The organism is Janthinobacterium aestuarii (assembly GCF_046113285.1).
In the GTDB taxonomy this organism is placed as follows: domain Bacteria; phylum Pseudomonadota; class Gammaproteobacteria; order Burkholderiales; family Burkholderiaceae_D; genus Janthinobacterium.
Window position 1 is genome coordinate 5,468,064 of the sequence record NZ_CP142524.1, and the last position, 23,914, is coordinate 5,491,977.

Below are 23,914 nucleotides of genomic sequence, written 5' to 3' on the forward strand. Positions count from 1 at the left end.
CAGCCTCGGGACATAAAAAAAGCCAGGGAAATCCCTGGCTTTTGCCTGGCTGGCGTCCGATTACTCGGCCGTTGCCGCCTTCTTCGCCGGCGCCTTCTTGGCGGCCGGCTTTTTCACGGCCGTGGCCTTCTTGGCCGGTGCCTTTTTGACGGCTGCCGCTTTCTTGACGGCCGTTTTCTTCGCTGGTGCCGCGCCTTCTTCGCCTTCGACCTCGGCAGCGGCAGCCTTTGTCTTCGCACCCGGCTTGGCCTTGCGCTCTTCAAACTCGAAGCTCACTTTGCCATCCTTGCCCCGCACGAGGAAAGCCTTGAACGGACGGCGCGTGCGCTGCGATACGAAGCCCGGCAGCAAGTCCGTCTTGCCATCGTTGAGCAGTTTTGCCATTTGTTCCGGCAAGATTTCCTGCTGCAAGATGATGCGGCCGCTGCGGAAATCGCACGTCTTCGGCTTGGCTACGCTATGTTCGCACACATAGGCCAGGCCCATTTCGTACACGCCGGCATTGCACTTGGGGCAAGGTCCCACAGGCGTCTGACCCGTGAAATCGACACCTTCGCCATCTTCGCTCTCGTCGTTCTGGCCGAAATCGAATTCCAGCTTGAAATTCTTGATCTCTTCATCGCGCACGATGCGCAGGATGGCGGCGAACGGACGGCCCATCTTCGAGCGGAAGCCTTGCAGCGGGCCGATGGTGCGGTCCTTCAGCAATTGCTCCACTTCGGCGATTTCGAACTGGCGCGAACCCGGCGTCTTGCTCATCGAGAATTCGCACTTGGTGCAGGCGAAACGACGGTAGTTTTCCTTCACCACGCCGCCGCAATTCGGGCACGGCGTTTCCAGGGTCGCGTAGTCGCCGGGAATCGTGTCGTTGTCGTATTCCTTGGCGCGCTTGACGATGATTTGCGTCATCTGCGCGATTTCGCGCATGAATTCTTCGCGCGAGATCTTGCCTTTTTCCATCTGCGACAGCTTGTATTCCCACTCGCCCGTCAGCTCAGGCGCCGTCAATTCATTGACGCCCAGGCCTTTGAGCAAAGTCATCAGCTGCGATGCCTTGGCCGTCGGGATCAGTTCGCGGCCTTCGCGGATCAGGTAGCGTTCCGTCAGCAAGCCCTCGATGGTGGCCGCGCGCGTGGCCGGGGTTCCAAGCCCCTTGCCGGCCATCGCGTCGCGCAGCTCGTCGTCGTCGATCAGCTTGCCGGCGCCTTCCATGGCCGACAGCAAGGTCGCTTCCGTGAAACGCGCTGGCGGTTTCGTCACCAGCCCGTTGGCGGTGACGCTTTCCGTCTGCACTTTCTCGCCCTTGGCGACGGGCACCAGGTTGCCGTTGCCATTGCTTTCCTTGTCGGCGTCCGTCGACGCTTCCTTGCCGTAGATGGCCAGCCAGCCCGGATTGGTCATGACCTTGCCTTCAGTCTTGAACTGATGGCCGGACACTTCCGTATAGCGCGTGGTGACCTGGAATTCCGCAGGCGGGAAGAACACGGCCATAAAGCGGCGCGTGACCAGGTCGTACAACTTCTGTTCCGGCTCGGACAAATTCTTTGGCGCAATCGTCGTCGGGATGATCGCGAAGTGATCCGAGATTTTCGTGTTGTCGAAAATGCGCTTGTTCGGCTTGACCCAGCCCTTGTCGATGATCTGCTTGGCGAACTGGTGGTAGTTGCTGTTTTCCTTGACCGTTTCCAGCGCCTGCAGCACGGTCGGCATGTAGTCTTCCGGCAGGTGGCGCGAATCGGTACGCGGATACGTCAAGACCTTGTGCTTTTCATACAGCGCCTGTGCCAGGCCCAGCGTGTTCTTGGCGGAGAAGCCGAAACGCGAGTTCGCTTCGCGCTGCAGACTGGTCAGGTCGAACAGGCCCGGCGCCATCGAGGTGGTCGGTTTCGATTCTTCCGTGACGATGCCTTGGCGGCCGCGGCAGGCGGTGGCGATCGAGTCGGCAGCCGTCTTGCTCCACAGGCGCTCGGCGCGCTTCTCGGGGTCGTTCTCGTCCTTCTTGAACTTCGTGTCGAGCCAGCGGCCTTCATAGATGCCGGCCGCGCAGACGAATTCGGCGCGCACTTCCCAGAAGTCGCGCGGCACGAATTTCTTGATTTTGTCTTCGCGTTCAACGACGATGGACAGGGTCGGCGTTTGCACGCGGCCCACGGTGGTCAGGTAAAAACCGCCTTCTTTCGAATTAAACGCCGTCATGGCGCGCGTGCCATTGATGCCGATCAACCAATCGGCTTCCGAACGGCAGCGGGCCGCGTCGGCCAGCGGCAGCATTTCTTCGTCGCTGCGCAGGTGCGCAAAACCGTCGCGGATGGCGCCCGGCGTCATCGACTGCAGCCACAGGCGCTTGACCGGTTGCTTGGCCTTGGCGTTTTGCGCGATCAGGCGGAAAATCAGCTCGCCTTCGCGCCCCGCATCGCATGCGTTGATGAGGGTGGAAACGTCTTTACGTTTGATCAGCTTGTTTAATACTTTGAGGCGCGCTTCCGTCTTCGGGATGGGATTGAGCGCGAAATACGGTGGAATCATCGGCAAGTGCGCGAAACTCCATTTGCCGCGCTTCACGTCGAATTCTTCCGGTACGGCGATCTCCAGCAAGTGGCCGACCGCCGACGACAGGACGTATTCATCCGATTCAAAGTACTCATCGTGCTTGGTGAAGCCGCCAAGCGTCTTCGCGATATCGTTCGCGACAGAAGGCTTCTCGGCGATGATGAGGGTTTTTGTCATATTTTTTGGTCTCGAAAAATGCTCTAGGATAGTTTCAGCATGCGCATCATACAGTGCATTGCCAGGCGCCGACGCTTTTGTCTGCGCAAGGCCTTGTGACTTGTGGTCTTGTCAAGCGGCCAATGATAAGCGCCTATTGAAGAATTCGGCAAGTTATCTGCAAGCAAGAATGCGCAGGCGCAAACACAATGGACTGGCGTGCGCGCCGGTGCAGTGCATCTTAAAGGGGATGGCGCGGCAGCGGCGCCGGGGTGTCAGGCCAACGGCTGGAGGAGCAGCCAGCAAGCGCTGTATTATATTAGTGTAGCAGGCGGGGAGGCAGGTCTTCGTCGTCGACGAATAAATCGTCGAACATCAAGGCGTCCGGTTCCTTGCCCTGGCTCCACAACAGCATCAGCACGATGACTTTCAGCTTGCCCAGCGACACGGGCGCCTCGTCGAGCGCCAGCGCCCGTTCGATGACGATTTCGCGCTGCAGCGGCGACAGCACCTTGGCGCTTTCCAGGAACTGGATGAAGCCGATGGCGGCCGTGCCCAGCACGTCGCTTTCCTGCTGCACGTAGAAGCGCGTGCCCGTGGAACTGGCCGTCAGGGTTTGTTCGGCGCCGGCCATGGCGTTCAAGTCCGTCAGCCACACGAGCGCTTCGGAAATCTCCACGTCGTCGAAACCGACGGCCGACAGTTTGCGCGCCAGGACTGCCGGCTCGGGGCAGGCATCGGGGCGATAGTAAGTCTCGTAGAGGTACACCAGGATATCGAACATGGCTCTACTCTAGCAGCTAAGCTCGCTAAGACACAAGGGTGCGCGCAGACAAAGCGCGCCCGTGCGGCAAGGCCGCCACACAAGTGACAAGCTGTCATTTGCAGCGTTGAAACAGTCCTCCCGGCAAGCGTTCGACCCGGCCCGCCAGCTCCAGCGCCAGCAATTGCCCCATCAGTGCGCCCATGGCCAGGCCGCTGCGCGCGGCCAGGGTATCGGCGTCGTGCGGATCGTGGCCCAGCGCGGCCAGCAGCGGCGGCTCGTCCTCCACCGCGGCCGGCACGCTGGGGACGCCGCCCAGCCACTGCAGCTCTTGCAGCACGTCATCGGCCGATTCGACCAGCTTGGCACCCTGCTTGATGAGTGCATGACAACCCTTGGCCAAAGTCGCATGGATGGAGCCGGGCAAGGCATACACGTCGCGCCCCTGCTCGCCCGCCAGGCGCGCCGTGATCAGGGAACCCGACTGGGCCGCCGCCTCGATCACCAGCACGCCGCGCGCCAGGCCGCTGATCAGACGGTTGCGGCGCGGAAAATTCCCCGGCATGGCAGGCAGCCCCAGCGCGTACTCGCTGACGATGCAGCCCTGTTCGGCAATTCTTTGCGCCAGATCAAGGTTGCGGCGTGGATACACCAAATCGGCGCCCGTGCCGATCACGGCCACCGTGCCGCCCGCGCCGCGCAAGCCGCCCTCGTGCGCGTGCGTGTCGATGCCGAGCGCCAGCCCTGAAATGATGGTCAAGCCTGCCGCGCTCAGCGCTTGCGCAAAGGCGGCCGCGTTCTGCATGCCTTGCGCGCTGGCATTGCGGCTGCCGATGATGGCCACGCCCGGACGCGACAGCAGTTCCGCCCGTCCCCGCACATATAACAACAGCGGCGGATCGGCGATTTCCAGCAGCAGGGGCGGATACGCGGCATCGGCCAGGGTCAGCACGGTATTGCCGGGCCGCTGCAGCCATTGCAGGGTCAGCGCCAGCTGGCTGTTGGCCACCGGCTTGGGCGGCTGCACGATGGCGCGCGCCACGCTGGCCGGCACCACCTCGCGCAGGATGTCGAACGGCGTGGCAAAGATTTGCGGCGGCAAGCCGAAGCGGGCCAGCAAGGCGCGCGCCGCCACCGGCCCCACACCGGGCAGATGCTGGAGGCGCAGCCAGCCCGCCAGTTCCGTGGCCGTGTCCGCCATCGTTGCAAGTGCATGCATGACAACCTCGTTATGTACTGTGGCATCCCATGCTAGCGCCATGGCGCGCACGCGATACCGACGCGCGCAAGGATGCGTGCAATGACGCCGCAAAACGGCCCGCCGTCCACAGGGCCATGGGCGTCTGTGATAAAATTTCCCTTTGCAGCAAACGAATAGCGCACTGGCAAACGCATCTGCCGCGCCGTTGCGCCACACGCGCCCAACCGTAGCGTACTCAAAAATAAAATAGCCCTGCCATCGTTCGCATGGCCCAGGCATGAATAATCCGGCGCACCGGCGCCCACCTTAACCAGTCGAATCCGTATGTCCATATTAAATATCCTGCGTTACCCCGATCCTCGCCTGCACACGATCGCCAAGCCCGTCACCGAATTTGACGCACGCCTGCAAACCCTGATCGACGACATGGCCGAAACCATGTACGACGCCCCGGGCGTCGGCCTGGCCGCGTCGCAAGTGGACGAGCATATCCAGATGATGGTGATCGACACCACCGAAGAAAAAAACCAGCTGCAAGTATTCATCAACCCGGAAATCACCTGGGCCAGCGAAGAAAAGCAGGTCTACGACGAAGGCTGTCTGTCCGTGCCCGGCGTGTATGACGGCGTCGAGCGTCCGGCCCGCATCAAGGTGCGCGCCCTGGACCGCCACGGCAAGCAGTACGAGCTGGAAGCCGATGGCTTGCTGGCCGTCTGCATCCAGCATGAGATGGATCACTTGCTGGGCAAGGTATTCGTCGAATACCTGTCGCCGCTCAAGCGCAACCGCATCAAGACCAAGATGATCAAGGAAATCCGCGGTCTCGAGCGCGAAGCGAGCTTGCGCGCACAGAACCGTCGTTTCTAAGCCGCTGCTGATAGACTAAGCAACAATAGTCGTAACACCACGCCAGCCTGGCGCCTCCGGCCCGGGCCTGCGCACCTCACGTCAAGGAACGCTATGAAAGTGATCTTCGCAGGCACGCCTGAATTCGCCGCCACGGCCCTGAAAGACTTGCACGAAGCGGGATTCGAGATTCCGCTGGTGCTGACCCAGCCCGACCGTCCTGCCGGACGCGGCATGCAGCTGCACGCCTCGGCCGTCAAGCAGTACGCGCAGCAGCACGGCATCGAGGTGCTGCAGCCGCTGTCCTTGCGCATGGACAGCAAGGACCCGCAGCGCGCCGCCGAGGCAAAAGCGGCCCACGAGCGCCTGCTGGCCACCGATTACGATGTGATGGTGGTGGCGGCCTACGGCTTGATCTTGCCGCGCAGCACGCTCGACATCAAACCCTGCATCAATATCCACGGTTCATTGCTGCCGCGCTGGCGCGGCGCCGCGCCGATCCACCGCGCCATCGAGGCCGGCGACGATGAAACGGGCGTCACCATCATGCAGATGGAAGAAGGCCTCGATACGGGTCCCATGCTGGCCATCGAGCGCACGCCGATCGAGGCGGGCGACTCCACCGCCACCCTGCACGACAAATTGGCCAAACTGGGCGGCAAGATGATCGTCGAGACCCTGCGCAAGATGCAGCAGCAGCCGCTGGAAGCGGTGCCGCAGCCGGAAGCGGGCGTCACCTATGCGGCAAAGATCGCCAAGGAAGAAGCGGCGCTCGATTTCAGCTTGCCGGCGCTGGAACTGGGCCTGAAAATCCGCGCCTTCAATCCGTTTCCCGGCGCCTGCGGCCAGGTCGATGGCACCACCATCAAGATCTGGGCCGCCGAGGTACTCGACGCGGACAGCAAGGAAGCGCCGGGCCAGGTGCTGGCGGCCGACGCCCAGCATGGCATCGTCGTGGCCTGCGGCAATGGCTCGCTGCGCCTGACGGAACTGCAAAAACCGGGCGGCAAGCGCCTGCCCGCAGCCGAGTTCATCAAGGGATTCCCCCTCGAAGGCAAGCGTTTCGTTTAATTAAGCCATCGATACCGGCGGCAAGCGCCCATGGACCAGCTGACCGCCCTGCGCGCCTTGCGCCGCGTCGTGGAACTGGGCAGTTTCACGGCCGCCGGCGCCGCGCTCGGCATTTCCCACTCCATCGTGTCGCGCCAGATCCGCCAGCTGGAAAGCCAGCTGGGCGCCCAATTGCTCAACCGCACCACGCGCCGCTTCGCCCTGACGGCCGCCGGCCAGGAATACTATCTGGCCAGCCGCGACATCCTCGACGCCCTCGATGCGGCCGACCGCGCCGTCGCCATGCACCAGGCACAGCCGTCCGGCAGCCTGCGCATCAATGCGCCGATGGCCTTCGGCACCCTGGAACTGGCCGCCTGGCTGCCCGACTTTACGCGCCACTACCCGCACATCCACATCGATCTCGTCTGCAATGACCGCATCGTCGACCTGATCGACGATGGCTTCGACGTGGCGCTGCGCCTGGCGCGCGGCTTGCCCGACTCCACCCTGGTGGCGCGCCAGCTGGGCAGCAGCCGCACCTTGGCCGTCGCCTCGCCGGCCTACCTGGCCCGCCATGGCCATCCGGCCACGCCGCAAGACCTGGCACAGCACGATTGCCTGATGTACAGCTCCGGCGAGAAGCCGGCCGAGTGGTCGTTCACGGATGCGGGCGGGGCCGCGCACAAGGTAGCCGTGCGCGGCAGCCTGCAAGCCAATACCAGCGTGGCCCTGCGCGAGGCTGCCGTGGGCGGCATGGGCATTGCCGGCGCGCCCGGCTTCATCGTGCGCGACGCGCTGCGCAGCGGCCAGCTCGTGGAAGTCTTGCCCGGCTACACCTTGCGCCCACGCACCTTGTACGCGCTGTATCCGCACAGCCGCCAGCTGTCGCCAAAGGTCAGGGTCTTCGTCGATTTTGCCGTGCAACACTATCAAAATCACCGCTGGGATTGATCAGGCCGGCTGCAGCGCCTTGCGCACGGCGCGGAACTGCTGCGTCAAGCCGCCGTAGCCCCAGGCCGCCTGGCGCGCGTCGTGCACGTGGATGTAGCTGACGTCATGCAAGGCGCCGAGATGCTCATGCATGGCGGCGAACACGGCGGCGATATACGCGGCCTTTTCCGCCGCCGTATTCGTTTCATCGCTGATCAGGATATCGAGGAAAAAGCTGGCCTTGCCCTGCACCTGCAGGGATGGCCCGCCGACAAACCAGTGCGCCGCGTCAAGATGGCTGATCGCCACCGACGTCAGTTCGGGCGCCTTGTGCAGCAGTTGCGCCGTCAAGGCGCTCAAGGTGGCGGCGATGGCGGCCGACTGACGCGCATCGGGCGTGGTGGACAAACGCAGGTTCAGAATGGGCATGGGATGCTCCGCAAGTGGATGAAGTCCCATTCTAGGCAGACGGGAGGTAAAACGGCAGCCCTCGCCAGGTACAGGATCTGTGCATATTCCACACACAAAAAAGGGCTTGCCGCGGCAAGCCCTCGTTGCATCGAGCCCGCCGGCTTAGCGGCGCTGCACCCTCATCAGGCGTGCGCCCACGGACGACGACAGGCTGACCTCGAAACGGCCGCCGGCCGGCAAGGCGCTGACGTCGACGCTGGCTTTGCCACCCGTCAAGTCACTGGCGACCACCGTCTTGCGGCCATCGGCGGCCACGTGCAGCACGGCGGCGTAGGGTTCCGCATCGGCATTCCAGACCAGCGCCAGCTTGCCGCCGCTTTGTGTCGCATCGAACGTGGCATCGTTGGCGGCGGCCCTGCTGCGGCGCGCAGAGCGCTCCAGCTTGGCTAAAGCCTTGCCATTTTGCAGCACTTGCACGTCGCTGATGTCGCCCGGGTTGGCGAAGCTGACGCGGAAATGGCTCATGGCGTTGCCGCCATGATCAGCCACGGAAACGCCATCAAAAGGCAAGTCGATAGTCTGTCCCGACGCCGTCAGCACGCGCAGGGTATATGCATGGCCGCTGCCGCCGGCAGCGGGGCCGATGCGCGCAGACGAGGCAACGGCGGGACGCAGCCCCACACCAGCCGGCGTGATGCGGCCGGAAATGGTCAGATAGCCGTTCTCGGCCACGGACATGCTGGCGGCCAGCACATTGCTGCCCGTCACCTGCGTGCTGCGCCTTTCCAGGAATTGCTGTACCCGCACATAGCTGTAGTCGGAGAACCAGGCACCGCTGCAATAGCTCATCACGTCCTTCATCGGCGTGCTGCCATAGACTGCCTTGCTCAACTGGCCAATGCTGCCCGCATAGTCACTGTTGTACAGCGGTTGCGGGCCCAGTTCGCCATTCGGATACGGGTAGTCGGTGGCCGCACTGGCTGGACCGCCGCAGGCGACGTGCTGCAGCGAGTGGTTATGGCCCAGCTCATGCACAAGCGTGGTCAGCCATTCAGGCCAGCTATTGCCAAAGGGATCGACGGAGGCAATGCTGTTGAACCTGGCATCGAGGCCGATGGCCGCCGTGAAGGCATTGCTGCTGCCCGTCGGGTTGATGTAGGCCAGGCCGGCGGTGCGCGTGGAAGACATTCTCGGCACGAAACCATAATAATAGGCGCCGCGGTCTTCCAGCGCGCGCTGGTTTTCCAGCTTGCCCAGAGTATCGCTCCACCAGCTGTCGGCCGTGCTGCTGCCAGGCATGCTCAGCGCCGCGCGCGTGGTGATGCTGATATTTTCCGCCGCATACGGATACACGCGCGTCAGTGCAGCACGGATCACCTCGGCGTCCGGCAATTGCGCCACACCATCATCGGTGCTCAGCGGTACCAGCACCAGGTGAATTTTCGCTGCGCTGCCCACCACGGGCGCCGCTTCCTGGCTCACTTGCACGCCGTCATTGCCCACTGCCGTCACGCGCACGCGCACGCCGGGCAAGATCCAGCCAGCAGGCAGGACGGCGCTGAAATTGCCGTTGAAACTGTAATCGCTTTTCACCGTCGGCAAGACCGATGGGCCGCTCATGGTGATGCTGCCCAGGTTGCCGCCATTGGCGGCCGTCGCATTCAAGATCACGGCCGGGCTGGTCTGGCCTGTTTGCGTGGCCAGCACGGAGACGCGCACGGCGGCCGGCTTGCCGCGCGTCAAGCGCAAGGCGGCATCGCTGGAATTCAAGTTCAGTACCTGCGCGAAATCAATGCTGCCCAAGGTAAAGGCCGACACCGTGCCCGCATTCACGGCGATGCGCGAAGCGGCCGACAGCATCACGTTGCCCGTTGCCGACGCTGGCGCAGACAGCAGCAGCTGGCTGCTACTGGCGCTGACGATGACGGCTGGCGTACTGCCCACCGTTGCCGAGCTGACCTGGTCGAGATTGCTGCCCTGCAGCGTCACCGACAAGGTCGCGCCGTTGACAGCCGACGTGATCGACGTCACTGCCACGCTCGCCAGGACCGTGTACGTGTCGCTGCTGATCACATCGTTGTACGGACCGCGCACCGTCAGCGCGCCTGTCGCTGCGCCCGCAGGCACCACTACCGTCACGCTGCCGGCTGTCTGGCTTTGCGGCGTTGCCGCCGCGCCACTGCCGAACTGCACCGCCGTCACGGCGCCCATGCCGCCGCCCGCGATCGTCACGCTGGAACCGACGCCGCCCGTCGCCGGCGCGACGCTGCTCACGCTCAGCGGCAAGTACACATTGACGTTATAACTGGTGGTCGCCGTGCCGCTGGCGCTGACGAGGCTCAAGGCGCCCGTCACAGGGGTGCCCGGCATGGCCAGGGTCACGCTGGTGTCGCTGCTGGTACTGGCGGCAACGTTCACGCCGCCTACCTGGAAAGCCGTCACGCGGCTCAGATTCGTGCCCGTCACCACCAGCCTGCCGCCCACGGCGACATTCGCCGCCGAGACGGCCGTTACGGCAGGAACCACGGCAGGATTGCCCGACGTGGTCGCCACCGCCGTGTCACCACCGCCGCCACCGCCGCAAGCGGACAGGCCCAGCACAAGAAACAATGCAACAAGCAGATGGTTTTTCATGGATGGCAACCATGTTGGTGCAGCGCAATGCCGGGGAGGACACGAGAGAAATGTGACATATTGGTGACTTTTGGTGAGAATGTGATTTCGAAGAACCCATATTATCGGTTAATTCGATTCCCAAAGACAACTATTAATGCTTTTGATTCAATTGGTTTTGATAATAATAAAGTATTCGTCTGGAAATATTTATTTAAGAAGTATTCGCCCCCACCTACATGGCCTTGAATCGAAATTATTTTCCTTTGCAGCTATTGCCATACAATTCATAAAAAACAGGCTGCTATGGTGCCAATAATGTGGGAATTTTTCCACAGCCTGGAGGACATATCTTCCTGGCAATTTTGGCGGAAGAATTAACACTTTGAGTAAGATTTTCAGGAATGTCATTTCAGAATCAGGCGCGGCGCAAGCCGATCTGTTGCAAGCAAGCCTGCCGCGAGGCGAACGGCCGCTTTTGCTTAAAACCAAAGCAGCCTGATGCCGTATAATTTTAGACCCGGTGATTCAGGCGATTGCCACCTTCTGCCTGCCCTACCCGGCGGGCACACTCCGTCAGCTGATCCTGCTGGCCCGCAACCGCCTCGTACTGTCTTGTCGCCGCGCCGCCGCCCGTTTGCCTATTGAAAGCATGAAATGAACGATACCGTGATCCCCGCCATGTCCCCGACCGAAGCCACCTTGCGCGCCATCCTGGCGCAGCGGATCATGATCCTCGACGGCGCCATGGGCACGATCATCCAGCAGTACAAGCTCGACGAAGAAGCGTACCGTGGCGGTCCCGCCGGCCGCTTCATCGATTTCGCCGCACCGGCCGACAGCGGCGCACGCGAACTGTTCGTCAAGGGCAACAATGAGCTGCTGACTCTGACGCAGCCGCACATCATCCAGGAAATCCACGAGCGCTACCTGGCGGCGGGCGCCGACCTGATCGAAACGAATACCTTCGGCGCCACGACGATCGCGCAAGACGATTACCACATGGCCCACCTGGCCTATGAAATGAACGTCCAGGCGGCCAAGCTGGCACGCGCCGCCTGCGACAAGTATTCCACCCCGGACAAGCCGCGCTTTGTCGCGGGCGCCCTGGGACCCACGCCAAAGACGGCCTCGATCTCGCCCGACGTCAACGACCCGGCCGCGCGCAACGTCAGTTTCGACCAGCTGGTGGCCGCCTACCTGCAGCAGACGCAGGGCCTGGTGGAGGGCGGCGCCGACGTGCTGCTGGTGGAAACCATTTTCGATACCTTGAACTGCAAGGCGGCCCTGTTCGCCATCGACCTGTTCTACGAACAGAATCCGACCGTCGTGCGCCTGCCCTTGATGATTTCCGGCACCGTCACGGACGCCTCGGGCCGCATCCTGTCGGGCCAGACCGTGCCCGCCTTCTGGAATTCCGTGCGCCACGCGAAACCGCTGACCATCGGCCTGAACTGCGCGCTGGGCGCCGCCCTGATGCGCCCGTACGCGGAAGAACTGGCCAAGATCGCCGACACTTTTGTTTGCATCTACCCGAACGCGGGCTTGCCCAATCCCATGAGCGACACGGGCTTCGACGAGTTGCCAGCCGACACATCCGCCCTGCTGCGCGAATTTGCCGACGCGGGCTTTTTGAACATGGCGGGCGGCTGCTGCGGCACCACGCCAGAGCACATCGCCGCCATCGGCGAGTTGCTGTCGAAAAACACGCCGCGCACCGTGCCGGCCCCGTCGCACGACTTGCGCCTGGCGGGCCTGGAACCGTTCGTCGTCAATGACGAATCGCTGTTCGTCAACGTGGGCGAGCGCACCAACGTCACGGGCTCGAAAGCGTTCGCGCGCATGATTCTCAACGAGCAATACGACGAAGCCTTGTCCGTGGCGCGCCAGCAAGTGGAAAACGGCGCGCAAGTGATCGACATCAATATGGACGAGGCGATGCTCGATTCGCTGGCCGCCATGACGCGTTTCCTGAACCTGATCGCCTCGGAACCCGATATTTCGCGCGTGCCCATCATGGTCGACTCGTCGAAATGGTCGGTCATCGAAGCGGGCCTCAAATGCGTGCAGGGCAAGGCCATCGTCAACTCGATTTCCATGAAGGAAGGCGAAGAGGAATTCCTGCGCCAGGCGAAACTGTGCCGCCGCTACGGCGCCGCCGTCATCGTCATGGCCTTCGATGAAAAAGGGCAAGCCGACACCTTCGAGCGCAAGATCGAGATTTGCGCCCGCGCATACCATTTATTGATCGATGCGCTGGACTTCCCGCCGGAAGACATCATTTTCGACCCGAACATCTTTGCCGTCGCCACCGGCATCGAAGAACACAACAACTACGCCGTCGACTTCATCAACGCCACGCGCTGGATCAAGGAAAACCTGCCGTACGCGAAGATCTCGGGCGGCGTGTCGAACGTGTCCTTCAGTTTCCGCGGCAACGATCCCGCCCGCGAAGCCATCCATACCGTCTTCCTGTACCACGCCATCAAGGCCGGCATGACCATGGGCATCGTCAACGCCGGCATGGTGGGCGTGTACGACAACCTGGACCCGGAATTGCGCGAGCGCGTGGAAGACGTGGTGCTGAACCGCCGCGAAGACTCGACCGAGCGCATGATCGAATTTGCCGGTACCCTGAAGGCGGGCGGCAAGGCCGAAGCGCAAACCCTGGCCTGGCGCGAGGGAACAGTACAGGAACGCCTGTCGCACGCGCTCGTGCATGGCATCACGCAATTCATCGTGGAAGACACGGAAGAGGCGCGCCAGGAACTGCTGCACAATGGCGGGCGCCCCATCCACGTGATCGAGGGACCGCTGATGGCCGGCATGGACGTGGTCGGCGACCTGTTTGGCCAAGGTAAGATGTTCCTGCCGCAAGTGGTGAAATCGGCGCGCGTGATGAAGCAGGCCGTGGCCCATCTGATTCCATTTATCGAGGAAGAAAAGCTGCTCGAAGAGCAGCGCACGGGCATCGTCGCCAAGCCGAAGGGCAAGATCATCATGGCGACCGTGAAAGGCGACGTGCATGACATCGGCAAGAATATCGTCACGGTAGTCTTGCAATGCAACAACTTCGAAGTGGTCAACATGGGCGTGATGGTGCCGTGCTCGGAAATCCTCGCCCGCGCCAAGGTGGAAAACGCCGACATCATCGGTCTCTCGGGCCTGATCACGCCGTCGCTGGAAGAAATGGCGTATGTCGCCAAGGAAATGCAGCGCGACGAACACTTCCGCATGCTCAAGATTCCCCTGCTGATCGGCGGCGCCACCACCAGCCGCGCCCACACGGCCGTGAAAATCGCGCACAACTACGAAGGCCCCGTCATCTACGTGCCGGACGCTTCGCGTTCCGTGTCCGTGGCGCAATCGCTGCTGACGCCGGAACAGCGCGACAAGTACGTGGAAGACATCGAACTCGACTATGCGCGTATCCGCGAGCAGCACGCCAACAAGAAGGCCCTGCCCATATTACCGCTGGCGCAGGCGCGCGCGAACAAGATGGTCGTGCCGTTCGACGGCGCCTGCACGCCCGTAAAGCCGAAATTCATCGGCCGCCGCGTGTTCAAGAACGTGGATCTGGCCACGCTGGCCAACTACATCGACTGGGGCCCATTCTTCCAGACCTGGGACCTGGCCGGCCCCTTCCCCGCCATCTTGACGGATGAAGTGGTGGGCGACGCGGCCACCAAGGTGTACGCAGAAGGCCAGGCCTTGCTGAAAAAACTCATCGACGGACGCTGGCTGACGGCCAACGGCGTCGTGTCCTTGCTGCCAGCAAACAGCGTCAATGACGACGATATCGAGGTGTACACCGATGATACGCGCAGTACGGTGGCGTTCACGTATTACGGCATGCGCCAGCAAGGCGTCAAACCCGTGGTCGACGGCGTGCAGCGTCCGAACCAGTGCCTGGCCGACTTCATTGCGCCAAAGGCGTCTGGCGTGAAGGATTACATCGGCATGTTTGCCGTCACGTCCGGCCTGGGCATCGAAAAGTATGAAAAGCGCTTCGAGGATGCGCACGACGATTACTCGTCCATCATGCTCAAATCCCTGGCGGACCGCCTGGCCGAGGCGTTTGCCGAGTACCTGCACGAACGCGTGCGCAAGGATTTGTGGGGCTACGTGCCCGATGAACACTTGGGCAACGACGACATGATCGCCGAGAAATACGTGGGCATCCGCCCGGCGCCCGGCTACCCGGCCTGCCCCGAGCACACGGTCAAGAAAGAGATGTTCGAGGTCATGCAGGCCGAGGAAATCGGCATGCAGCTGACGGAATCGTATGCCATGTTCCCCGGCGCGGCCGTCTCCGGCTTCTATTTTGCCCACCCGGAGTCGAAATACTTCGTCGTCGGCAAGATCGGCATGGACCAGGTGGAAGACATCGCCAAGCGCCGTGGCGCCAGCATCGAAGACGTGGAACGCTGGCTGGCGCCCAACTTGTCGTAAGCACCATCGCTTTGCGCTGCGGCGCGCGGAACTTTTCGCGCGCCGCAGCGCACTAACGCAGTATGCCGGCCGGCATGCTGCATGCCCGCTCCGGCCCGTTCCCCAACTGGCAAGGAGGTAATATGGCAACCAACTTCAAACTGAAACGCTGGCAGGACCAAGTGATCCTGTTGCTGGGCCTGTGGCTGCTCGTCTCGCCCTGGGCCTTTTCCTATCCCGAAGGCTCGCCGCAGATGATCAACGCCTTTGTCTCGGGCCTGGTCATCGCCGTGCTGGCCGCCTTCGATCTGTACAAGACCTATTTCTGGGCCGTCGTCGTCAACCTGCTGGTGGGCGTCTGGGTCGCCGCCTCGCCGTGGGTGCTGCGGCTGGCCGATCAGCGCGTCGTCATGTGGAACGAGCTGATCGTCGGTATCGCCGTCGCCGTGCTGGCCCTGTGGGAGCTGCGCACCGACCCCGAGCTGCACAAGCACTGGCCCGGCGCTGCCGCGTAGCGCAGCTACCGGCGTAAAAAAACCCTGCCACGGCATGCCGTGCAGGGTTTTTTAAAAGTGGAAATCCGGGACGTTACAGCGGGTAGGTCGGATTAGGGCTTGCGCGTAATCCGACAACACCGGTCAGTGCCAACAATGTTGTGTCGGATTACGGCCCTTTGGGCCTCGGCGGCCCCACCTAATCCAACTTACAGCGCATAACGCACTACGTTATCGCTCCATTCGTAGGCCGCCATTTCCAGTTCCACCAGGTCGTCCGGCGACATGGCCAGGTCGCGCAAGGTCGGCACGATCTCGCCTTCCATGTCTTCGATGCGTTCGATGCATTCGGCCAGGCGCAGCAGGTCGCCGTAGAAGCCTTCGCGCGACAGCAGCGCTTCGGCCACTTCGTCGATCACTTCGATCTGGCTGAGGATTTCCGACATCGGCACGCCGAACAGGGTATCCATCAGCGACATGATGCCGACCGTAAAGGCGATATCGGCCGAATGGGCATGGTTCGGGCGCAGTTTATGCGCGAGCAATTCGAGCAAACGGCCGCGCGTGGTCGCCAGCATCAGCAGCGGCGTCATGCTATGGCCACGCTTGCTTGGCTCCGCGTACAGCATGATTTGCAGCCAGCGCTGCAGCTGGCGGCGGCCCAGCACGGTCACGGCCTGGCTCAGCGAATCGATGCGCTGGCGCGCACCCACGGCCGGCGTATTGACCAGGCGCAACAGGTTCAGGGCCAGCGACACGTCACGCTTGATGGCGCGCTCGATGTCCATGTTGTCGGCATCGGAGGTCACCAGCGTCATCAGTTCCATGACGGCCAGTTGCGACGGCGACAGCTTCTTGCCCGTCATGATGGCGGGCTTGGCAAAATAATAACCCTGGAAATAATCGAAGCCCAGGTCCAGGCCCGACTTGAATTCTTCGCGCGTCTCGACCTTCTCCGCCACCAGTTTCTTGTTTTCCTGCTTGAAACGGGGCGCCAGCGCTGCCAGCACTTTCGGGTCGACCGTGCTCATGTCCATCTTGACGTATTGCACCAACGGCAACAGTTCCTGCACTTGCGCCGTATCGGAGACGACGTTTTCCAGCGCGAAAGTAAAGCCGTGGCCCACCAGTTCGCTGATGCGCGCGCGCACTTCCGGCGTGACGGGCATCGATTCGACGATTTCCAGCACGACTTTTTCGCGCGGCAGGAAAACGAAGATGTCGCTCATGATCACGTCGGCGTCGACGTTGACGAAACCGAGCGCGTCGCCGATGACTTTTTCCATGCCCAGCTGGGAAGCGTGGGCGATCACGGAGGCCGTGGCGGACAGGTCGCTGGTAATGTTGGCGGGACCGACCGGAGCGTTGCGGAATAGCAACTCATAGCCGAACAGGGCCTGGTTGCGGTCGAGGATAGGTTGTCGCCCCAGATAGAACTCGCGCACGCGCAAGGGTTTCGGGGTGATGTCGTTGCTGGAAATATCGATCATTAACTCTTCATCAATCACGTCGAGTGACACCGGCCGCGCGGCGCCCGCATCAAGGTTCACTATTGACAATACTTTAGCTGAATTTCGCCCGCGCTGTGGGTATTTTGGCAGTAATCAAGGCTATTGTCGTCAAAAATCAGGCCACTGGCGTGTCTTGCACCATCCCATCGACAAATAATTTCAATTCGCCGGGCGCAAACGCCGTCCATTGTTCATTCGTCGTCAGCGGCTGGGTAACGATCACGGCCACTCTGTCCTGGGGCGTCGTCACCTGGGAAAAGTCCACGCTCAGGTCTTCATCGGAGAGTTTAGCAGTTGGAAACGGATGTTGTCGCACCAGATAGTGCAAGCTGGTCGAGCAATGGGCAAACAGCGCCTCGCCGCTCGACAGCATCATGTTGAACGTGCCGTGGGCAGCGATGCCGGGCAACAGCTCCGCCAGCGCGGCATGCAGTTGCGGCAAGGCCGGCGGGGCGTCGCCGAAGCGCGCGTGCAATTCCTGCAGCAGGTAGCAGAAAGCCAGTTCGCTGTCCGTGCAGCCGACGGGGCGGTAACTGCCCGTCAGCACGGGATTGAACTCCTTCAAATCGCCATTGTGGGCAAAGACCCAGTAGCGGCCCCACAGTTCGCGCACGAAGGGGTGGCAGTTTTCCAGCGCCACCTGGCCTTGCGTGGCCTTGCGGATGTGCGCGATGACATTGCGCGACTTGATGGGGTAGCGCTTGATCAGTTCGGCCACGGGCGAGGCGATGGCCGCTTGGTGATTGACGAAATGGCGCACGCCGGCGCCCTCGAAAAAGGCGATGCCCCAGCCGTCATGGTGGGTATCGGTATGGCCGCCGCGCATGGCGAAGCCGGTAAAACTAAAGACAATATCCGTGGGGACATTGCAATTCATTCCGAGAAGTTGGCACATGGTCTGTTTGCAGCGGGATAACATGCCCACCATACCACGCCGCCTTGCGGATTGGTATGGTGGCGATGGCCATCAGACAGCCAGAATCAGTGCAACAGGACCGGCTGGCTCATGAGGGAATCATAGCTGCCCAAAAATTCATCGATCTCTTCCATGCTCGGTTCGCTGGCGATCAATTCCGTGACGTCGCGGCGGAAGTTTTGCGCGAGGACTCCCGCGATGAAAGTCTCGCGTTTGCCGCCCTTGTCGACGATTTCATAGCCGCCGAAGCGCAGGGCTTCCAGGTCGCCATCGACGCCGAATTCCACGACGCTGTATTGTTCGCTGTTATAGATCAGGTTCATTTTGCATCCTTCGCTCAAGCAAGAGAAACTCTTGCGGTTTCAGGACAGAGGTGGGGTCCCCACGCCGCCATTTCAAGCGGCCGGGCCACCCTGCGGGCTACAGAGTTGTAACGAGATGCAAACTGCGACTGCGGTAATACCGTCAGAAAGCCGCGTTCAGGAAACAAGCAGGTCCGGTTCCAGCGCCAGCAGGACATCGTAGGGACTGGCCGTCAGCCAGGTGCGCAGCTGTTCGATATGCGAGGCGTCGGCCAGGCTGATGAACAGGCGCGCGGGTGGATGGCGCAGCAGACGATTTAATGTTACACGCAATACGAGATTGCCGCTGCAGCACAGGCAGCCGGGCGCAATACGCAACAGTTGCAGTGGAAACGATGGAGAAGGAGAAATTTGTTCGGCCAGGTCGGCCAGGATGGCGTTGCCGTCAGCGAGACCCTCGAGGATCACGGCGGCCGGCTGGCCAGGCTGCAAGGCTTGCGCGATGGCCGCCTCGCGCCCGGCCGCGCAAGCACCGCTGACCAGGGTCAGCGGCGTCGGACGCCGTACGGCTGACGTCACAGGCCTTTCTTGGCCAGCTTGCCCGGTTCGACGCCCAGCTGTTTCAGTTTGCGGTACAAATGGGTGCGTTCGAGGCCCGTTTTTTCCGCCACGCGGGTCATGCTGCCGCCTTCGCGGCCCAGGTGGTGTTCGAAATACATGCGCTCGAACGCATCGCGCGCCTCGCGCAGCGGCAAGTCGAACGACAGGTTGTAGCCGTGGCCTTCGGCCACCGCCGGTACGGCGATGCCTGGGCGCACCATCAGCTGTTGCGGCGCGCTGCCGCCAAAGCTGGGCACGGGATGGCTGCTTTCCTCGGTCACCACGGGTGCCGCAGGACGCGGCGCCACGCTCGGCGCGCGCACGGTTTCCTGTGCCCGCGTCAAGCCTTGCTGGACCGCTTTCAGCAGTTTTTGCAAGGCAATCGGTTTTTCCAGGAAATTCATGGCGCCGATGCGCGTCGCCTCGACCGCCGTATCGATGGTGGCGTGGCCCGACATCATGATCACCGGCATGGTCAGCAAGCCATCGCGCTGCCACTCCTTGAGCAAGGTGACGCCATCGGTGTCGGGCATCCAGATATCCAGCAATACCAGATCCGGCGCACCGGCGGCACGCGCTTCGCGCGCCTGCTGCGCATTTTCGGCCAGCTGGATAGCATGTCCTTCGTCGCCCAGAATTTCCGAGAGCAACTCACGGATACCCATTTCATCATCCACTACGAGTATGTTTGCCATTCGTGTCTTGCCTTCCTCATTTCGCCGGCCGTCGCGCACAAGATGTACACGGCGGACAACTATGATTTTATTAGTGTTTTAAATACTAAACCAGACCCTCACGCCAGGAATTCCTGGGCAGGAGTGTCGGGAGCTAACTTTAACAGCAAAATGACCACCGAAGCGCCATTGCCGTCGACCCGGTTCTCGATATCGATGCGTCCGCCGTGTTCATCGATAATTTTCTTGACCATCGCCAGGCCCAATCCCGTGCCGCGGGCCTTCGAGGTCACATACGGCTCGAAGGCCCGCGCCAGGATTTTTGGCGCAAAACCGGGACCGTTGTCGGTGATGGCCAGCCGCACGGCGATATTCACGCCGCCGTCCGCACTGCGATAATGAATTGCTTCCGTCCTTACGTCAATCCGCGGATGCGGCGAATCCGGCGGCAGGTCGGCCATGGCGTCCTGCGCGTTCTGCAGCAGGTTATGGATCACCTGGCGCAACTGGGTCGGATCGCCCATCACCATCGGCAGATTCGGCGCCAGCAGCGGGTGGATGATGTCGCCATCGTCGCCGCGCAGATACAGGTTCAGGATCTCTTCGATCAGCTCGTTCAGGCGCAGGGGCACGAGCACGGCCGGCGGCGTGCGCGCATAGTCGCGGAAGTCGTCGACCATGCGCTTCATCGCATCGACCTGCTTGACGATGGTGGTGGTGGCGCGGCTGAGCAGATCGGCATCAGGCTGCTCCAGCTTGCCTTCGAGCTTCATCTGCAGGCGCTCGGCCGACAGCTGGATGGGCGTGAGCGGATTCTTGATTTCATGCGCCAGGCGGCGCGCCACCTCGCCCCAGGCGATCGAGCGCTGCGCGGAAATGACGTCGGAAATATCATCGAACACGACGATGTAGCCGCTGCCGGACTCCAGCGGCAAGCGCGAGCCGCGCGCCAGCAAGGTGATGTCATGCTCGTCGGCACTGCTGCCCAGACGGCGCGGAATCTCGATCTGGCGCTGCCAATGCAGGCGCTGCTGGTTGCGGCCCGACGCCGATTGCGCGCTTTGCGCCGTGAAGGCGCTGATGATGGCGCCGCCAAATTCTTCCATTCCAGCAATCTGCGCCAGCGGCTGGCCCACCATGCTCATCCCGGAATGCTGGAGGATGCGCTCGACCGATTCATTGCAGGTCACCAGTTTAAAGTCGCCATCGAGCACCATCACGCCGGCCGACATATTCGCCAGTACCGATTCCAGGTGGGCCTTGGCGTTTTGCAGCGCGGCGCGGTTGCTTTCCACGGCCGTGCGCGCATCGAGCAGCTGGCGCGTCATGATGTTGAACGATTGCGTCAAGGTACCCAGTTCATCCTTGGTGGCGACGATGGGGCGCGGCGACAGGTCGCCCTCGGCCACGGCGCGCGTGCCCTCGGCCAGCAGCAGCAGGGGCTGGGCCAGGTTGCCCGCGATCAGGAAAGCACTGCCGATGGCGCCAAAGATAGCCAGCAGCAAGGTCAAGGTGAGGATTTCCATGTACATCTTGCGCAGTCCCACGCGCGCGACGAAACGTTCCTTGTACTCGCTGTAGGCGGCGCGCAGCACCTCGCCATTCGTCGCCAGCTTGGGCGGCACCGATTGCAGCAGTTGCAGGTAGCGGGGCGAGACGGACGGTCCCGGCACGGCCACCAGCACGCGCAGGCGCAGGCTGGCCGCCGTTTCCAGCGACGCCGGCAAGCCCGAGCGGAAACCGCCGCCGCCCGACTCCGTGCCGTCGTCGTGCAATTCCAGTCCCCCTTCGGCGGAGGCATAGCCGGCCGGCAAGGCTGCCTGCACCAGCATGGCCGGCGTCGGCAAGTCGGCCGCGCTGTGCGGCCCGGCGCTGGCCAGCAGCACGCCGTCGCCGCTGACGAGCATGGCATTTTGCATGCCCTCTTCGCGCAGCAGGCTGGTCAGCACGGCCGGCCCGGCCACCGGGTCGGCGCCCATTTCTTCGACGGCCTTGTGGCCCCGGTGATCGAGCTCGACCAGGGCCGCATCGAGGCCGGCACGGCCCAGCTCAATCCCCGATTCCAGCGCCGCTTCGATCTTGACGTTGAACCAGGATTCGATCGAGTGGGAGACAAATTGCACAGAGACAAGGAAAATCACCAGGCCCGGCAGGATGCCGACGGCGGCGAACAGCATCACCAGGCGCGTCATCAGCTTGGAGCCGAACTTGCCGCTCTTGTAGCGCGCGTACAGGCGCCCCAGGGAAATGCCCACCAGCGCCAGCAGGGACACGGCCACGGCCGCGTTCAGGCCCAGCAGCCAGGTGTAGTAACGGTCGAAAAAGCCGGAATTATCGGAAGCCGATGCCAGCAGGAACAGCAGGATACTGACTATGCCGCCGCCCACCACCAGCAGATAGCGCAATGCTTGACTCACTACTCCGCCGTATACAAGAAGGTTTTTTTATTCGAAGCCAGGCGCCAGTCGCTGTTATTGAAGGCATTGACCTGTATCGGCTTGGGCAGGTAATCGCGGTCCATGCCCATGCGCAAGGTGACGTTATACGTCTGCCCCACTTTCAGCTCGCCGCGCCGCGCCACCAGCCAGCGGCTGGGACGGCGGATCAGGAACAGCGCATCGTCGAGCGTGGGAAAGCTTTGCTGCAAGCCGCCGCCCGACACATGGTACTGGCGCGTGAGCACGTTGTACGACAGCTTGCTGGTCTGGCGCGCCACGATGGCTTTTTCATCGAACCAATACCAGCGGGGCCGGGTCAGTTCGATTTCCGTCGTGAAATACAGCGGCACGCCATGCTGCACGGCATCGTCGAGGTCATGATTGAGCTCGAAGGAATACGTGGCGGCCAGCTTGTAGCCCTCTTCGCTGGCCTCAATGTAGGCACGGGTGATCTCGACCATATCGGCGGCATGCGCGCGTGGCATGGTACATGCCAGCATCAGCAGCAGGGCCAGGAGTCGGAAGAGTCGTGTTGTCACAAGTGTGCCGGTAGTGTCCGTGAGAAAAGGTTCGACGAATCGCTCAAGCCGCATTTTTTTGGAATAGCGCATAGAACAAACCGTCGTGGTCCTGCTCCGCGCTGCCAGTCGGCAACAGCTGGCCAGGCGCTGTCAATCGGGTCGCATTATTGCGCACCGCAAATGCCGCCGCCTGTGCCTCGGACTCTTGCGGCCACAACGAACATGTCACGAACAGCAATTTACCATCGGGGCGCAGCATCTGCCACAGGTTGTCCAGAATTTTGGATGAAAGTGTTGCAAGTTGGAACGCGTCGCCCTTGCGGCGCAACCAGCGGATATCGGGATGGCGGCGCACGATGCCCGAGGCCGTGCACGGCACGTCGGCCAGGATGCGGTCGTACTGCTGGCCGTCCCACCATGCGCTCGATTGCGCGTCCTGCGCCTTCAAGATCGCGTCCAGGCCCAGGCGCTCGAGGTTTTCCGCGATGCGCGGCAGGCGCTTGGCGTCCGCATCGATGGCCGTCACGTGCACGTCGGCCAGTTCCAGGATATGGCACGTCTTGCCGCCCGGCGCCGCACAGGCATCGAGCACGCGCATGCCGTCCTGCAAATCCAGCAGCGGCGCGGCCAGTTGCGCGCCCGCATCCTGCACGGAGACGACACCCTGCTCGAAGCCGGGAATCAGCGCCACGCCGATCGGCTTGTCCAGTCGCACGGCGAACGGTCCCACCTGGCGCGCGGCGATACCCGCTTCCTGCAACACGGCCAGGTAGGCTTCGACCGTGCTCTTGCGGCGATTCACGCGCAAGGTCAATGGCGGTACGGCATTGCCGGCCGTCAAAATGGCTTGCCAGTCGCGCGGGTAAGCCAGGCGCAGCGAATCGATCCACCACTGCGGATAATTCCATTGCGCCAAAGGTTGCTGCAAGGCCGCTTCCAGCAAGGACTTGCGCTCGCGCAAGAAGCGGCGCAAGACGGCGTTGACCATGCCCTTGGCATGCGCCAGGTCAGGGTGCGAGGTGGCCACCGTGACCGCCTGGTCGACCACCGTGAATTCTTCGTACGGCTGCTCGCCCGGCTCGGCCGACATCAAGGACAGCGCGCAGCACAGCAGGGCTGCGAGCATCGGCGGCTCCGGCGCCTTCGACGTCATCAGGCCGACCAGGGTTTCGCTGCGGCCCAGCTGACGCATGGTGCGGTAGGAAATATCCTGGATGGCGCCGCGCGCCTGCGGGCTGGCGTTCGATTGCGCAAACACCTTGGCCAGCGCCTGCGGCAGGGCCGTGCCCGTGCGCACTTGCGCCACGGCATTGGCCGCGCCCAGCAGGCAAAACGCCAGCGAGTCGGCGCGCAAATCGGGTTGGAAGCCTGGCTGCAAGACCGGTTTCAGGTCGGGATGGTAGCTGGGACGCAATTTCGGTGCGGCAGGCGCCTGGCCTGGCGCCGGCTTGGTTTTCAATTTCAGCGTGGGGCGCTTGTTCATAGTTATCCGGTGTGGCTGCGC

General features: G+C 62.4%; 18 protein-coding genes. 5 read left to right on the top strand and 13 right to left on the bottom strand.

Going from position 1 to position 23,914, the window contains the following annotated elements; all coding sequences use genetic code 11:
- Window positions 1-60 precede the first annotated feature (60 nt).
- The 3 genes from OX462_RS24585 to dprA all read right to left on the bottom strand — a co-directional run bounded on the left by OX462_RS24585 (window position 61) and on the right by dprA (window position 4,688).
- Window positions 61-2,727 carry a DNA topoisomerase III gene (locus OX462_RS24585; RefSeq protein ID WP_409027272.1) on the bottom strand — a complete coding sequence of 889 codons (2,667 nt, stop codon included), beginning with the start codon at window positions 2,725-2,727 and terminating at the stop codon, window positions 61-63.
- A gap of 298 nt (window positions 2,728-3,025) precedes the next feature.
- Complete coding sequence (locus OX462_RS24590; protein WP_070222738.1) at window positions 3,026-3,490, bottom strand: Smg family protein; 465 nt, start codon at window positions 3,488-3,490, stop codon at window positions 3,026-3,028.
- A gap of 94 nt (window positions 3,491-3,584) precedes the next feature.
- Window positions 3,585-4,688 carry a DNA-processing protein DprA gene (gene dprA / locus OX462_RS24595; protein WP_409027273.1) on the bottom strand — a complete coding sequence of 368 codons (1,104 nt, stop codon included), beginning with the start codon at window positions 4,686-4,688 and terminating at the stop codon, window positions 3,585-3,587.
- A 306-nt stretch (window positions 4,689-4,994) separates the two neighbouring features.
- Between dprA and def the strand changes: the two genes are divergently transcribed.
- From def to OX462_RS24610, 3 genes are all read left to right on the top strand, one after another.
- Window positions 4,995-5,537 (top strand): peptide deformylase, encoded by a 543-nt coding sequence (gene def, locus OX462_RS24600; RefSeq protein WP_034749294.1) that lies wholly within the window; start codon window positions 4,995-4,997, stop codon window positions 5,535-5,537.
- Between the two features lie 93 nt (window positions 5,538-5,630).
- A complete protein-coding gene (fmt, locus tag OX462_RS24605; RefSeq protein WP_409027274.1) occupies window positions 5,631-6,587 on the top strand; it encodes a methionyl-tRNA formyltransferase in 957 nt (318 codons plus the stop codon).
- A gap of 30 nt (window positions 6,588-6,617) precedes the next feature.
- Window positions 6,618-7,520, top strand: coding sequence for a LysR family transcriptional regulator (locus OX462_RS24610; RefSeq protein WP_409027275.1), 903 nt, complete (start codon window positions 6,618-6,620; stop codon window positions 7,518-7,520).
- On the opposite strand, the gene OX462_RS24615 is transcribed toward OX462_RS24610, so the two are convergent.
- Window positions 7,521-7,928: a tautomerase family protein gene (locus OX462_RS24615; RefSeq protein ID WP_099409760.1), complete on the bottom strand. Its 408-nt coding sequence runs from the start codon at window positions 7,926-7,928 to the stop codon at window positions 7,521-7,523.
- Between the two features lie 144 nt (window positions 7,929-8,072).
- Window positions 8,073-10,544 carry an IPT/TIG domain-containing protein gene (locus OX462_RS24620; RefSeq protein WP_409027276.1) on the bottom strand — a complete coding sequence of 824 codons (2,472 nt, stop codon included), beginning with the start codon at window positions 10,542-10,544 and terminating at the stop codon, window positions 8,073-8,075.
- A 636-nt stretch (window positions 10,545-11,180) separates the two neighbouring features.
- On the opposite strand from OX462_RS24620, the gene metH reads away from it, so the two are divergent.
- The gene (gene metH / locus OX462_RS24625; protein ID WP_409027277.1) at window positions 11,181-14,975 is read left to right on the top strand and encodes a methionine synthase; all 3,795 of its coding nucleotides are present in this window, start codon (window positions 11,181-11,183) and stop codon (window positions 14,973-14,975) included.
- Window positions 14,976-15,097: 122 nt separating this feature from the next.
- Window positions 15,098-15,469, top strand: a complete 372-nt coding sequence (locus OX462_RS24630; protein ID WP_083287233.1) for an SPW repeat protein — start codon at window positions 15,098-15,100, stop codon at window positions 15,467-15,469.
- Window positions 15,470-15,657: 188 nt separating this feature from the next.
- Here OX462_RS24630 and OX462_RS24635 read toward each other — a convergent pair whose 3' ends face one another.
- The 8 genes from OX462_RS24635 to rsmB all read right to left on the bottom strand — a co-directional run bounded on the left by OX462_RS24635 (window position 15,658) and on the right by rsmB (window position 23,893).
- The gene (locus tag OX462_RS24635) at window positions 15,658-16,938 is read right to left on the bottom strand and encodes an EAL and HDOD domain-containing protein (protein WP_035824533.1); all 1,281 of its coding nucleotides are present in this window, start codon (window positions 16,936-16,938) and stop codon (window positions 15,658-15,660) included.
- Between the two features lie 136 nt (window positions 16,939-17,074).
- A complete protein-coding gene (locus OX462_RS24640; RefSeq protein ID WP_409027278.1) occupies window positions 17,075-17,854 on the bottom strand; it encodes a class II glutamine amidotransferase in 780 nt (259 codons plus the stop codon).
- A gap of 86 nt (window positions 17,855-17,940) precedes the next feature.
- Window positions 17,941-18,198 carry a BTH_I0359 family protein gene (locus OX462_RS24645; protein WP_070222752.1) on the bottom strand — a complete coding sequence of 86 codons (258 nt, stop codon included), beginning with the start codon at window positions 18,196-18,198 and terminating at the stop codon, window positions 17,941-17,943.
- A 156-nt stretch (window positions 18,199-18,354) separates the two neighbouring features.
- Entirely contained in the window at window positions 18,355-18,756 is a 402-nt protein-coding gene (locus OX462_RS24650; RefSeq protein WP_070222754.1) for a CobW family GTP-binding protein, read from the bottom strand.
- Window positions 18,753-19,472 carry a response regulator gene (locus OX462_RS24655; RefSeq protein WP_070222756.1) on the bottom strand — a complete coding sequence of 240 codons (720 nt, stop codon included), beginning with the start codon at window positions 19,470-19,472 and terminating at the stop codon, window positions 18,753-18,755. Before OX462_RS24655 ends, OX462_RS24650 begins: the two co-directional genes overlap by 4 nt.
- A gap of 98 nt (window positions 19,473-19,570) precedes the next feature.
- Window positions 19,571-21,868: a sensor histidine kinase gene (locus OX462_RS24660; RefSeq protein WP_070222758.1), complete on the bottom strand. Its 2,298-nt coding sequence runs from the start codon at window positions 21,866-21,868 to the stop codon at window positions 19,571-19,573.
- Window positions 21,868-22,374: a DUF4390 domain-containing protein gene (locus tag OX462_RS24665; protein ID WP_226939765.1), complete on the bottom strand. Its 507-nt coding sequence runs from the start codon at window positions 22,372-22,374 to the stop codon at window positions 21,868-21,870. The genes OX462_RS24660 and OX462_RS24665 overlap by 1 nt, the downstream gene beginning before the upstream one ends.
- Before the next feature lie 97 nt (window positions 22,375-22,471).
- A complete protein-coding gene (gene rsmB, locus OX462_RS24670; protein WP_409027279.1) occupies window positions 22,472-23,893 on the bottom strand; it encodes a 16S rRNA (cytosine(967)-C(5))-methyltransferase RsmB in 1,422 nt (473 codons plus the stop codon).
- Between the last annotated feature and the right edge of the window lie 21 nt (window positions 23,894-23,914).

Bases quoted from the DNA above. Each gene is read 5' to 3' on its own strand.
- OX462_RS24585 (WP_409027272.1), bottom strand. From the start codon at position 2,727: ATGACAAAAACCCTCATCATCGCCGAGAAGCCTTCTGTCGCGAACGAT.
- OX462_RS24590 (WP_070222738.1), bottom strand. From the start codon at position 3,490: ATGTTCGATATCCTGGTGTACCTCTACGAGACTTACTATCGCCCCGAT.
- dprA (WP_409027273.1), bottom strand. From the start codon at position 4,688: ATGCATGCACTTGCAACGATGGCGGACACGGCCACGGAACTGGCGGGC.
- def (WP_034749294.1), top strand. From the start codon at position 4,995: ATGTCCATATTAAATATCCTGCGTTACCCCGATCCTCGCCTGCACACG.
- fmt (WP_409027274.1), top strand. From the start codon at position 5,631: ATGAAAGTGATCTTCGCAGGCACGCCTGAATTCGCCGCCACGGCCCTG.
- OX462_RS24610 (WP_409027275.1), top strand. From the start codon at position 6,618: ATGGACCAGCTGACCGCCCTGCGCGCCTTGCGCCGCGTCGTGGAACTG.
- OX462_RS24615 (WP_099409760.1), bottom strand. From the start codon at position 7,928: ATGCCCATTCTGAACCTGCGTTTGTCCACCACGCCCGATGCGCGTCAG.
- OX462_RS24620 (WP_409027276.1), bottom strand. From the start codon at position 10,544: ATGAAAAACCATCTGCTTGTTGCATTGTTTCTTGTGCTGGGCCTGTCC.
- metH (WP_409027277.1), top strand. From the start codon at position 11,181: ATGAACGATACCGTGATCCCCGCCATGTCCCCGACCGAAGCCACCTTG.
- OX462_RS24630 (WP_083287233.1), top strand. From the start codon at position 15,098: ATGGCAACCAACTTCAAACTGAAACGCTGGCAGGACCAAGTGATCCTG.
- OX462_RS24635 (WP_035824533.1), bottom strand. From the start codon at position 16,938: ATGATCGATATTTCCAGCAACGACATCACCCCGAAACCCTTGCGCGTG.
- OX462_RS24640 (WP_409027278.1), bottom strand. From the start codon at position 17,854: ATGTGCCAACTTCTCGGAATGAATTGCAATGTCCCCACGGATATTGTC.
- OX462_RS24645 (WP_070222752.1), bottom strand. From the start codon at position 18,198: ATGAACCTGATCTATAACAGCGAACAATACAGCGTCGTGGAATTCGGC.
- OX462_RS24655 (WP_070222756.1), bottom strand. From the start codon at position 19,472: ATGGCAAACATACTCGTAGTGGATGATGAAATGGGTATCCGTGAGTTG.
- OX462_RS24665 (WP_226939765.1), bottom strand. From the start codon at position 22,374: ATGCCACGCGCGCATGCCGCCGATATGGTCGAGATCACCCGTGCCTAC.
- rsmB (WP_409027279.1), bottom strand. From the start codon at position 23,893: ATGAACAAGCGCCCCACGCTGAAATTGAAAACCAAGCCGGCGCCAGGC.